10 protein-coding genes are annotated in these 12,539 nt (G+C 61.0%); 7 read left to right on the top strand and 3 right to left on the bottom strand.

Features of this window, described 5'->3' with window-relative positions; translation table 11 throughout:
• Window positions 1–2 precede the first annotated feature (2 nt).
• The 3 genes from CHH27_RS12620 to CHH27_RS12630 form a co-directional block, all read right to left on the bottom strand.
• On the bottom strand, window positions 3–3,182 hold the full coding sequence (locus CHH27_RS12620; protein ID WP_094071897.1) for an efflux RND transporter permease subunit: 3,180 nt from the start codon (window positions 3,180–3,182) through the stop codon (window positions 3–5).
• 38 nt (window positions 3,183–3,220) lie between these two features.
• Entirely contained in the window at window positions 3,221–4,708 is a 1,488-nt protein-coding gene (locus CHH27_RS12625) for an efflux RND transporter periplasmic adaptor subunit (RefSeq protein WP_094071898.1), read from the bottom strand.
• A gap of 184 nt (window positions 4,709–4,892) precedes the next feature.
• Window positions 4,893–5,561, bottom strand: coding sequence for an outer membrane protein (locus CHH27_RS12630; RefSeq protein WP_094071899.1), 669 nt, complete (start codon window positions 5,559–5,561; stop codon window positions 4,893–4,895).
• A 364-nt stretch (window positions 5,562–5,925) separates the two neighbouring features.
• Here CHH27_RS12630 and CHH27_RS12635 point away from each other — a divergent pair, with 364 nt between their 5' ends.
• From CHH27_RS12635 to pgsA, 7 genes are all read left to right on the top strand, one after another.
• On the top strand, window positions 5,926–6,945 hold the full coding sequence (locus CHH27_RS12635; RefSeq protein ID WP_094071900.1) for a calcium/sodium antiporter: 1,020 nt from the start codon (window positions 5,926–5,928) through the stop codon (window positions 6,943–6,945).
• An 84-nt stretch (window positions 6,946–7,029) separates the two neighbouring features.
• The gene (gene uvrC / locus CHH27_RS12640; RefSeq protein WP_247646219.1) at window positions 7,030–8,988 is read left to right on the top strand and encodes an excinuclease ABC subunit UvrC; all 1,959 of its coding nucleotides are present in this window, start codon (window positions 7,030–7,032) and stop codon (window positions 8,986–8,988) included.
• Between the two features lie 127 nt (window positions 8,989–9,115).
• A complete protein-coding gene (locus CHH27_RS12645; RefSeq protein WP_208988862.1) occupies window positions 9,116–10,216 on the top strand; it encodes an endonuclease/exonuclease/phosphatase family protein in 1,101 nt (366 codons plus the stop codon).
• Between the two features lie 103 nt (window positions 10,217–10,319).
• Window positions 10,320–10,898: a thymidine kinase gene (locus CHH27_RS12650; protein WP_094074716.1), complete on the top strand. Its 579-nt coding sequence runs from the start codon at window positions 10,320–10,322 to the stop codon at window positions 10,896–10,898.
• Between the two features lie 166 nt (window positions 10,899–11,064).
• Window positions 11,065–11,397, top strand: a complete 333-nt coding sequence (locus tag CHH27_RS12655; protein ID WP_094071902.1) for a hypothetical protein — start codon at window positions 11,065–11,067, stop codon at window positions 11,395–11,397.
• A gap of 191 nt (window positions 11,398–11,588) precedes the next feature.
• Window positions 11,589–11,879 (top strand): HlyU family transcriptional regulator, encoded by a 291-nt coding sequence (locus CHH27_RS12660; RefSeq protein ID WP_094071903.1) that lies wholly within the window; start codon window positions 11,589–11,591, stop codon window positions 11,877–11,879.
• 61 nt (window positions 11,880–11,940) lie between these two features.
• Window positions 11,941–12,513, top strand: coding sequence for a CDP-diacylglycerol--glycerol-3-phosphate 3-phosphatidyltransferase (gene pgsA, locus CHH27_RS12665; protein ID WP_094071904.1), 573 nt, complete (start codon window positions 11,941–11,943; stop codon window positions 12,511–12,513).
• Window positions 12,514–12,539 lie beyond the last annotated feature (26 nt).

The raw sequence follows: 12,539 nt of genomic DNA on the forward strand, positions 1-12,539 counted from the left end.
GATCAGCCCCCACGCCCGACAAGCGGCTTGCGGCTACGCGCCTTCAAGAGCCGCCGGCCGCTCGCAACCGACTGGCCGAAGTCCCGCTGGGCCGCCAAAAGCGCGGGAACCAGCAGGATCACCAGAAACAGACCGACGCCCAGACCGTAGGACAGCGTGATCACGGTCGGTTTCAGGAATTGTGCCTGCCGGCTGGTCTCGAACAGGAGGGGCGCCAGGCCAAACACGGTCGTGGCCGTTGTCAGGACGACGGCACGAAGCCTGTCGCAGACACCATTGACCAGAGCCTGCCGGAACGGATGGTTCTTGGCGTATTCGTCAATCGTGGTCACCAGCACGATGCTGTCGTTGATGATGATGCCCGCCATGCCGATGAAGCCGACCACCGAGAACATCGACAGCGGTACCCCGTGGATATAATGCCCCCAAAGCATGCCGATCGAACCGAATGGAATGATGATCATGATCATCAGCGGCCGGGTCCAGCTTTCGAAGATCCAGCAAAGCGTGAGATAGATCCCGGCAAGGCAGAGCGCGAAGCCGATCATCGCGTCTGACAGGAACGATTTTTCCTGCTCGGCCAGACCGGCCATTTCGCTTTCAACGTCAAACTCCGCAGCGAGCTGTGGCAGCAATTCGTTTTCCAGAAACGCGGTGACCCGGGCGGCCGCTTCCGGATCATCCTCGGAGATATCGCCGGTCACCTGCAGCGTCCGGAGGCCGTCGCTCCGACGAACGGAGGCAAAACCGTAGCTGCTGTCGACATTGACGATCTCGCTCAAGGCGACGTAATTGCCGTCATTGGTCCGGACCCTGGTCGTATAGAGAAACGCCGCATCCGTTTCCTCGTCCGGCATCAGGACCTTGACCTTCGCCGTGCGTCGGCCGACCGGAAACTCCGCAACCTCGACGCCTTCCAGCCGGTTGCGCAGGATCCGGGCCACATCGTCCGTGGTGAAACCAAGCGCCTCGCCCCGCGCCGTCAGCGTCAGGCTCAGTTCGGGTTTGTCATAGGCGAGCGTGTCTTCCAGAGCGCTGACCCCGCTCATGGGGGCCAGGGCCTGCTTGAGATACTCCGCGGCGGCTTTCAGGTTCTCCGTGGAAGATCCGTAGAGACGCACGTCAATCGCGTCCCCGCCGGGGCCGGAGCGCTCGCCGCGCAGCGCAAGTGTTTCCAGCATTGGCGGACGCTGGATCTCCTTGCGCCAGTCGCCGATGAACTGGAACGCGGAATAGGGCCTGAGATCCGGATCGAGCAGCTCGATTGAAATCCCGCCCAGCTGGTCGACATCCTTGGAGTCTGCGCCAGACAGTCCGCGCCCGGCCGTCCCCCCGATGGTCGACAGCACGAAGAGGACAGGCTCCGCGCCATATTCATCCGCGTAGCGTTGATTGACCGTATCGAGTGCCCGCTCCAGTTCGGTGATCATGGCCCTCGTGTCATCCCGATCCGCCCCCGGCATCATGGCGATGCTGGCGGAAACGACCGACCTTTCGGGTGCGTTGAAGAAACGCCAGCGCACGCTGCCATCGAAAAACAGCGACACCGACAGCAGGAGGACCATCACGGCAAAACCCAGCGCCGGATACCGGACGGACATCAGCCAGGTGACGAAGGTCCGGAAAGGCTTGTCCCGGAACCAGACAAATCCTCTGTTGAAAGCCCTATTGGGATAATCGTACCAGCGCTGTTTCTTGCTCGCCGAAAGAGCATGGTTCATGTGCGCAGGCAGGATCAGGAAGGACTCCACCAGGCTGGCGATCAGCACCACGGCAACGGTGAAGGGAATGTCGGCGATCAGGCTGCCGAAGCGTCCGCCAATGGCGATCAACCCGACAAAGGCGATCAGCGTGGTGATCGACGCGCTGAAGACCGGCGCCGTCATGCGCCGTGCGGCAAGGCTCGCCGCTTCGGCCGGCGGATAGCCGCGCCGGTGCAGGAAATCGGCATGTTCCCCCACCACGATGGCGTCATCCACCACAATGCCAAGGCAGATGATCAGCGCGAAGACCGAGACCATGTTGAGGGTCAGGCCGAAAGCGTACATCAGTCCGATGGTCGCCGCCATCGCCACCGGGATGCCTGCGGCCACCCAGAACGCCGTGCGCGATGACAGGAACAGGAACAGGAATGCCAGCACAAGTCCAAGACCGAATGCACCGTTTTCGATCAGGATATTCAGCCTGTCGATGATGTTCTGGGAGCGCGTGCGCGTCAGCTGCACAACCACCCCTTCCGGCAATGTTTTCTGAAACTCCGCCGTGATGCGTTCGACATCCCGCTGGATGGAGATCGTGTCGCCCTGGGCGCTGCGGTCGACCCTGAGAACAACCGCCGGCATGCCCCTGTGATAATAGGCGCGCCCGCTTTCCACCCCTTCGGTGACAATATCAGCAACAGACCGCAGGTGGAGCTTTTCCCCTTGCGACGGCGCCTTGATCACGATCTCGCCGAGTTCCTGTTCGGACCGGCGCGTTTGTCCCGTGCGCAGGCGTGCGCCACTGCCGCTGACATCACCGGCCGGCGTCGTTTCCATTTCCGCAGACACCGTGTCTGCAATCTCGGCAAGCGTCAGTCCGTGCCGCACCAGCATCTGCTCACCGACATTGACGCGAATGATCGGGTTCGCCAAGCCCTGGATCGACACCCGGGTCACGCCCTGGCGGAAGAAAACGGTCTGCAGATCCTCGGCGAACCGCGCCAGCTGATCGATATCCACCGGGCCATAAATGACCACATCGGTCACCCGGTCCCGATAGACGCTGCGGGTGACAACCGGTTCGTCGATTCCGTCCGGAAGACTGGATCTCGCCTGATCGACGGCGGCCTTCACCTCGTCGGTGGCCTGCCCCATGTCCCAGCCGTCTTCAAACTCGATTTCTATGCTGGCCCGACCTTCGCGGGAAACCGATGTCGCTTCATCGACACCATTGATCGCAAGCAACTGAGGTCCGAGAATCTCGACAACGGACCGGTCGAGATCTTCCGGCCCGGCACCGGGCCAGTTGATTTCGACATCCACCTCTTCCCGCACGAAGTCCGGAAAGAACTGGGTCCGGATCTGCGTACCGGCGGCAATCCCGCTGAGCAGCATGAGCGCCAGCAACAGATTGGCGGCCGTGCGGTGTCGGACCATGTAGTCCAGCAGCGATGCGAATTGCGATCCGCCAGGTGAACGCATGTCGGGATACTCCAGTCAGCGCGGGCGCCGTGCCCGTGTCAGCCGCGGCGGCCGCCCCGTTGTTCGAGCCGTTCAATCAGGTCCTTGGGCACCATCGGTTCATTCAGAAGCGCCAGCAACCTAGCTTTCCGGTTTTCCGGCATGTTGGAACTGTTCAGTTGCGCGATCAGGGCCGCGCGGCGCTCGGGATCGAGCGCAACCAGATCACCGGACGACCCTTGCCGGTCAGCTTGCGGAACCTGTTTCGGTGATGTCGGCTCACCAGCACGGCGCGGCGTCACTTTCAGGCCGGTGCCAAGCTGGGGCAGACGTTCGCGGACATAATCCCTGCCAAACGGCACGTCCCCCAAAACGACTTCATTGCCCATCCTGCGCAATACGCTGGCCCGGATTTCGCCGATCCGGTCATCTTCGCCGACAATCAGCAATCGGCCGTCCTCCGTCACAGCGGCGGCCGGGACAAGCGCCACGTTCAGGAGCTCGGGTTCTTCGACGGCAACCAGGACAAAATCGCCGGGACGCAGAACCGTGCCAGGCTCGATATCAAGCGTTGCAAACAATGTGCGGCCAGCCTCGCCTTCCGACACGACTGCCGCGGACCGATCGATATTGCCGGGTACGGTGATCGATCGTCCCCCGAGCTGCAAGGTGACGCTGACCGGCACCTTGATCAACTTGCCACGATCGTCGAGCAGGCGGGAAAACTCGGCCGTCGACAGTGAGAACCTGACCTCCAGCGCAGCCGGGTCAATCAGATGCGCCAGCGTTTCCGACGGGCTGACCCGTCGGCCGAGTGTCGCATTGACGTCGGAAAGATATCCGTTGAAAGGGGCGGTGAGTGTCGTCTCGTCGAGCACACGCCGTGCGTCTTCCAGAGCCAGCGCGGCCCGCTTTACCGTCAGGTCCATGCGCTCGATGCGCTTGCGGGCCGTGATCACCGCTTGCAGGCGGTTGCTGAGAGATTGTTCCAGTGAGGCCACGCCGAGCTCTTCAGTCTCCACCTGGACGGCGGTCGAATAGCCCTTGTCCTTCAGTTGCCGCTGACGCTCCAGCGCCTGCCGGCGCAGCTCCAGCTGACGGCGGGCCGCTTCCAGTTCCTGCTCGGCCCCGACAATAGCTTCTTCCGCCTCGGCCTTCTGAGCCTCCGCATCGGCAAGAGCTGCCTCCGCATCCAGAACCTGGAATTCCGCATTTGCCGGATCGATGCGCAGGAGAAGTTCGCCTTCCGCGACCGCAGCACCGTCTCTGAATTTGCTGGCCACATCAACCAGCCGGCCCTCGGAGCTTGCCCGGAGTTCCAGCGTCCGCCAGCTTTCAATCGTGCCATAGGCTGTGGTAACGGGCGCGACGGTTTGCGGAACCAGTTCGGCGAAATTGACCGAATAGCTGCGCTCCCGGGCGGGACGCTGGCGCACCTGCTCCTCAGCCGTCATGGCTTCATAAAGCCGGTAGCCGCCAAACCCGGCAAACCCGATCATCACTGCCATCAATGCCAGACCTACCAGTCCGCGCATCAGGAACCGCATTCAACTCTCCCACAGAACCGCTTCAAGGCCCGCTTCAGCACACGGTCCCAAATGCTGCAGGTAGTACAGCATCGTTAAAATACCATGCTTGTGGGGCGAAATTCTGAAAACCTTGTAACCACTTGTAACAAAACGAGCCCGGCACCTGAAGGTACCGGGCCCGCTCTTTGTGAGGCCTGAATGATCAGAACTTGTAGCCGAGACCGAGTCGAACCTGGGAATTGTTGAAATCCGAGCTGACGCCGGTTCCGTTCAGGTTGAAATCCTGGCTGCCGAAGTCCTGGTAGACATACTCCAGACGGGCGCTGATGTTGTTGGTGATGGCCGCTTCGCCACCGGCACCCACGGTCCAGCCGAGAGCAGTCTTGCTGTCCTTGTCACCGGCTGCGGACACTTCCAGGTCGGCCAGCGCCAGACCGCCCGCACCGTAGACCAGGTAGCGGTCGAAGCTGTAACCGACACGCGCCCGGATGTTGGAGTTCCAGTCCGATTTGGATTTGACGTTGAGACCGCCATTGGTGCGCGTTTCTTCCAGATCCGTGAGGCTGAAGTCAGCTTCGGCACCGATCACCACATTGGGCGTCACCTGGAAGTTATAGCCGGTGTAAAGACCGCCAGCGACGCCATTGGCGTTGGTGCCAAGGCCCGTGCTGCCAGACTTGTTGTCGAAATTCCCGAACGCCCAACCGAGATTACCGCCGAGATAGATCCCGGACCAGTCAATCGTCTGTTGCGGAGCCGGAACCGCCTCGTAAGCCGGTGCCGGGGCCTGGGGCAGATCCGCGGCCAGAACCGGCGCGGCTGCGGCCGATGCTGCGGTCATTGCCATGCCAGCAAGTGCAAGACGTTTCATTTCAGATACTCCAGATCCACATTTCTTTCTGAATGGCCCCCTTTTCAGGCAGGCCTGTTGTGAGTCGGACGGGGGTTGCCGCGTCCTCACTCTCCCCCTGTCAGGAGATATGGAGAGCGTTTGTGGCGGATCGGGATTGAGATTTGGGAGATTTGGTGACAAATGCTGGCAACAATCTGGCAGCATAAATGCCGCGTTAAGGCCATTGCAATTTGCATTCCGGGTCGCCATTTGGGCGGTAGAAAGTTCCTTGTCACTGACTTTCCCCGAACCAATCTATTGCGTATAAGGCGCCCAACAGGAATTGGGGCCCTTCCCGAAACCGTGCACGACGCCCACGCCAGACCGAAACCGGAACTCATAAATGCTGTTTGACTACATAAGCCTCGCCGGCGGACTGGTTGTGCTGATCATTGCCGGTGATGTTCTGGTCAGGGGTTCTGTCGGGGTCGCGCAGCGCCTTGGGATTCCGAACCTTGTCATTGGTCTGACAATCGTCGCCTTCGGAACCTCCGCCCCGGAACTGGTCATTTCCCTGAAGGCCGCCCTGGAAGGGGCCGGTGGCATCGCCATCGGCAATGTCGTCGGTTCCAACATCGCCAATGTTCTGCTCGTTCTGGGCATGCCGGCCCTGATTGCGGCCACACCCTGCGGCGAGGCCGGCGCGACCCGGAACGCGCTGTTCATGGTCGGCGTAACGCTCGTCTTTATCGCCCTGTGTTTCTACACCCCGATCGGATTGACCGCAGGACTGATCCTGCTGACGCTGCTCGGCCTCTTCCTTGGCGCATCGACCATCGTCGCGCGGCGGCATCGCAAGGAACAAAAAGCCATCGCCGCTGCTGCGGCCGGTGCTGCGGTGGCCGACGGCGCACTGATGGACGAGGACGATGACGGTCTCGACGAAGTCGAGGATGTGCCGGACAGCATCTGGATCGCGATCATCTACATTCTCCTCGGTCTGGTCGGCCTGCCGCTCGGCGCGCATTTCACCATCACAGGTGCAACCTCTATCGCCTCTGCCTGGGGCGTCAGCGAAGCCGTCATCGGCCTGACCGTCATCGCGCTTGGCACATCGCTTCCCGAACTTGCAACCACCGTCATGGCCGCCATCCGCCAGCATGGTGCCGTTGCCATCGGCAATGTCATCGGATCCAATATCTTTAACCTGCTCGCCATCATCGGCATCACGGCGGTCGTTGTTCCGATCGATGTGCCGCAGGAAGTGCTGAAACTCGACATCTGGGTGATGCTGGCCTGTGCGGTGCTGTTGACGGCGCTTGCAGGCTTCCGCATTTGCCTTGGCCGGATCTCCGGCTTTGCCATGACCGCCGCCTATGCCCTTTACATCGCGACGGTCTACATGCTGGGCCATACCGCCTGAAATTGGCGACCTGCGGACAACGCTCTTCTGAACAGGCCCCTTTCCTGAACGAGCCGAGGCGCTTAAATGTCTGGCATGCAGGACATGTCTGATTCCCAACCTGACGAGACCCCGGAAACCGGCGAAAGCACCGAGACGCCGCGCAAGGGTGTCGAGGTCATCGCCGACGAGGTCAAGCGTCTGCCCAACGGGCCGGGCGTTTACCGGATGCTCGACGAGAACGGCGAGGTTCTTTATGTCGGCAAGGCCCGCAGCCTGAAAAAGCGGGTGACCAGCTACACCCGGCTCCAGGGCCAGTCGAACCGCATCATGCGCATGATCCTGGCAACCGCGGCGATGGAATTCGTCGTCACGGAAACGGAACCCGAAGCGCTGCTGCTGGAAGCCAACCTGATCAAGCGCCTGCGCCCGCGCTTCAATGTGCTTCTGCGCGACGACAAGTCCTTTCCCTATATTCTGGTCACAGGCGATCATGAATCGCCTGCCATCGTGAAGCACCGAGGCGCCCGCAAGCGCAAGGGCGCCTATTTCGGCCCCTTTGCCTCTGCAGGCGCGGTCGACCGGACCATCAATGCCCTGCAGAAGGCCTTTTTGATCCGGACCTGTTCAGACAGCTATTACGAGAACCGCACACGCCCCTGTCTGCAATACCAGATCAAGCGCTGCGCTGGCCCCTGCACCGGTGAAATCGGGCCGGAAGACTATGCCGGCCTGGTCTCGGAAGCCAAGGCCTTCCTGTCGGGCCGCAGTCAACTGATCAAGAAACAGCTGGCGGAACAGATGGAAGCCGCCTCCGCGGACCTTGAGTTTGAAAGGGCCGCCATTTATCGCGACCGCCTGTCGGCCCTGTCCCACATTCAGGCACATCAGGGCATCAACCCGCAATCGGTCGAAGAGGCCGACGTCTTCGCCATTCACCAGGAAGGCGGCCAGACCTGTGTCCAGGTGTTCTTCTTCCGCACCGGCCAAAACTGGGGCAACCGGGCCTATTTCCCCAAGGCAGACAAATCCTTGGAAGAGACGGACATTCTGGAAAGCTTCCTCGCCCAGTTCTATGACGACAAGCCCGCGCCGAAGCAGATCCTTTTAAGCCATCCGCTGGCCGAACAGGACCTGCTTTCAGAGGCCTTGAGCGAACGGACAGGCCGCAAGGTCGAGGTCCTCGTTCCCAAACGCGGTGAAAAGAAAGAGCTGGTCGACAACGCGCTGACCAATGCGCGCGAAGCCCTGGGCCGACGTCTAGCGGAAACCTCCAGCCAGGCCCGCCTGTTGAAGGGGGTCGCCGAAGCCTTCGATCTGGCGGCATCGCCGCGCCGCATCGAGGTCTATGACAACTCCCACATCATGGGCACCAACGCGGTCGGCGGCATGATCGTTGCCGGACTGGAAGGCTTCACCAAGGGCCAGTACCGCAAGTTCAACATCAAGTCCGAAGACCTCGTACCGGGCGACGATTACGGCATGATGCGCGAAGTGCTCACGCGCCGCTTTTCGCGCCTCCTGAAGGAACATGCCCGTTCCGAGCCGCCTCAGAGCGGTGAAGGCGAGAGCGAAGGCGCCCCGGTCGAAGAGCCGCCGGCTTCTGCCGAAATGCCGGCTTGGCCGGACCTCGTCTTGATCGATGGCGGCCAGGGTCAGTTGACAGCCGCGCGCGAAACCCTGGAAAGCCTCGGCATCACCGACGTGCCACTCGTCGGCATTGCCAAGGGGCCGGACCGGGACGCGGGCCGGGAGAAGTTCTTCATTCCCGGCAGATCGTCTTTCATGCTGCCGGAGCGCGATCCGGTGCTTTATTTCGTGCAGCGCCTGCGCGACGAGGCCCACCGCTTTGCCATCGGCAGTCATCGGGCGCGGCGCAAGAAGGACATCGTCAAGAACCCGCTTGACGAGATCGCCGGCATCGGGCCGACCCGCAAGAAGGCCCTGCTCACCCATTTCGGCACCGCCAAGGCCGTCTCCAAGGCAGGCGTTGACGATCTGGCTGCCGTCCCCGGCATCTCCGAAGCGGTCGCCCGGCTCGTTTATGATCACTTTCATGAGTGAGCCAGGCCACGTGGAAAGTCACTGTCCTCCATGTGGGACGCACTCTTCCCCCTGTATTAGCTGACACTGCCCCGGCAGTTCGTGCTAAGCACAGCGGCTGTCTGCTCCATCAGCCGGAAAGGCCAAGATGCTGTTCAACCGCTCAAAGCCGCGATCCCTGATCGACATCGGCCTGTCGTTTCTCGGCTGGCTGGGCAGCCTTGGTGCACTTGCTGTCTGCCTGATGGGCCTGGCAGCCTATCTTGCACCCGACTTTTGGCTGGCCGACAATATGAGCTTTTTCCTGCGGCAGTTCCTCGCCGCGGGCCTTGCCGGCATTCTGGGCGGCACAATCGGGTTCCTGGTGCGCCACCGGCTGGCCTGGCTCTACCGGATGACCTGGGCGCTGGCCCTTGCGTGCTTCATTGCCCTGGCCGGGTTGACAGGTGCCCGCACCCTGGCAAACACCAAGCCGGCCGGTCCCCTTGCTGCCGGAGACCAGCCGCTCAAGATCATCTCCATCAACATCGAGCACCTGTTTCTGGGCGACAAGGTGCTGCAAGGTTTCCTGGAACAGGAAAAGCCGGACATCATCGTCCTGCAGGAAGTGCTCTGGTGGCTTCAGGAACGGCGCTGGGAGCGCCTGGGCCTGCCCGTCGGCGGCGCCGGACAAAACGGTTTTCCGGACTATCTCAAGGTCGGCGATCTCGGCGGCCTCGTTGTCTATTCCCGTTTTCCCATTCTGAAGGCCGAAGAACAGGTCATCCAGGGCGAGCTGCCGCCCGGCGCCAATGTCTATTACGACGCCGACCGGGAACTGCTGTCGCTGACACTGGACACCGGCAAGGCCCCCTTGCATCTCGTGGTCATTCATCCGGACAGTCCGCGCACCGAGGCCCGCTGGCTCAACAAACGCCGGTATTTCGACGCGATCGATGCGCTCCTTGACCGGTTGAAGGAGGAAAACGGCGACAACATCCTGGCGATCGGCGACTGGAACAGCGCACCCTGGTCCGCCCGGTTCCAGGAGACCCTGACCAGAAACGGGCTGAAGACCGGCTATCCGGACGGCTGGCCGCAGACCACCCGTTTCTTTTTCGATTATCGTCTGCACTGGATACTCGGTGCACCGGTCGACCAGTTCGCCGTTTCCAAAGACCTGCAGCTTGTGAACGTCTCTCTCGGCCCGCATATCGGCTCGGACCACTTGCCGCTGATTGTCGAACTGGGCCAGACAAAATCCCGTTAAGGGCGAGTGATTGCCTGTGACTTCAACCTGAAAGTGTTTGAGGCCACGGCCGGATTTTTGAAGACTGCGGGAACCCTTCGTGACCGATTCCCATGATCCCCAGATGGCCAAGCTCTATTTCAACTATTCCACGATGAACGCCGGCAAGTCGACCTTGCTGCTGCAGGCCGCCTACAATTACCAGGAGCGCGGCATGAACACGTTGCTGATGATCGCCTCCTTCGACGACAGGGCGGGCACAGGCCGCATCGCCTCGCGGATCGGACTGGGGGCCGATGCCGACGTCTTCTCTCCGCAGGACGATGTGTTCAACCACATCGAAACCCGCAGCAACGCGGGCAAGATCGATGCTGTTCTGGTCGATGAAGCCCAGTTTCTGACGGAAGCACAGGCCTGGCAACTTGCCAATGTCGCCGACCAGCTGCGCATTCCGGTCATGTGTTACGGCCTCAGGACGGACTTCCAGGGCAAGCTCTTTCCCGGCAGTGCCGCCCTGCTTGCGCTTGCCGACAATCTGAAAGAGGTCAAGACCATCTGCTGGTGCGGCCGCAAGGCCACCATGGTCGCCCGCCTGGATGCCGACGGCAACATTGTGGAGGAAGGCAACCAGGTCGAGATCGGCGGCAACGACAAATATGTCTCGCTGTGCCGCCTTCACTGGAGCAGACGGGAATTGGGATAGGTCAGGCTTGAGACCAACGCAGTCCCCAACGATTTCGGACCGGCAAGCCAAGAAAGCTCAACACCATAAAAGAGGCGCAGTATTTGCGCGGCCCCTAACTTTTCTTCACTTGCGCCGAGCTTCCGGAGGACATTTACTCAAAACCTTTTAATGAGACTGAAAGCCCATGTCCGATTTTGAACCGCTTGCCCATGAAACGCCGCTGGAATTTGTCGAACGTGCCGACTCCATGGGAATTTCGGAGGCGTCGATCAATGCCGCTTTGAAAGAGCACTACGGCTTGGTCGAAGACGGAGAAGTCAAGGCGCTCAAACTGAAGTCGCGTGTCTTCTGGCAAGAGCTTTTTCTCGATCATGTCAAAAACCTCCACGAGCGGGGTGGTTCCAGATATGCGGCGGTCCGGTTCATCGAGCGAAAAAATGGCACCGCCGGCCAGCCCAAGCTGACGGCGCAACAGATTGACGACCTTGTTGATGGCGTGGGTGCGTGGCAGCGATAGACTATGGGAACGGGGCGGTCCCAGATGTGTCTTCGGATCGAAGCGCGTTTACAGAAGATCGCCCCTTCACGGCCGCGACCATGCGGGCACAATCATCTGCGCGCCTGTCAGACACGACAGAGGCACCTCTCCCCCTTGAAGCCCCCCGCCGTGCCGCCTAAAAGAAGACAAACACCAGATTGAGGCTCTAGATGCTCGGCAAGATGTTCAAATCCCTGTTTTCGTCCTCAGGCGAAGGCGGCAAGGGTAAATCGAAGGTGCAGACCGTGGACTATGACGGTTTCCTGATTGTCGCCGAACCCCAGCAGAACCAGGGCCAATGGCAGGTCTCCGGGCGTATCGAGAAGCAGGATGGCGAGACGACCAAGGTGCACACCTTCATCCGGGCGGATACGCTGCCGGACGAGGAGGCAGCTGCAAACGAGATGATCCGCAAGGCCAAAATGATGATTGACCAGATGGGCGAGAGCATATTCGATTGACGCAGGGCGGTCCGACCGGCCAAGGCCTGGCCCATCTGCCTTCCGCAATCTGAAAGCCGACATGAAACGCAATATTGTTCTGAGCCTGCCCAATCTCCTGACCTACGGGCGCATTCTGGCCGTCCCGGCTGTTGCCTTCTGTTTTTATTTCGAAGGCACCACGCCGCGCTGGATCGCGCTTGCCCTGTTCGTCGTTGCGGCCATCACCGACTTCTTCGACGGCTATCTGGCCCGCGCCTGGCAGCAGCAATCCGCGCTTGGCCGCATGCTTGATCCGATTGCCGACAAGTTGCTGGTCTCCGTCAGCCTGCTGATGCTGGCCGGCGACGGCACGATCGGCGGCTGGTCGATGATCGCGGCGATCATCATACTGTGCCGTGAAATCCTGGTCTCCGGCCTCAGGGAGTTTCTGGCCGAACTCCAGGTCAGCGTGCCGGTGACCCAGCTGGCCAAATGGAAAACCACGGTCCAGCTGGTCGCCATCGCCTTTCTGCTCGCAGGTCCGGCCGGCGACACGGTGTTTCCATATACGACCGACATGGGACTGGTCTCGCTTTGGCTCGCCGCCTTGCTGACCCTATATACGGGATACGACTATTTCCGCGCCGGCATCGGTCATCTGATCACCGAGTGACCGGCCGTTCAAAGCTTGAGGGGCGC

The organism is Labrenzia sp. VG12, from assembly GCF_002237595.1.
GTDB lineage: Bacteria > Pseudomonadota > Alphaproteobacteria > Rhizobiales > Stappiaceae > Roseibium.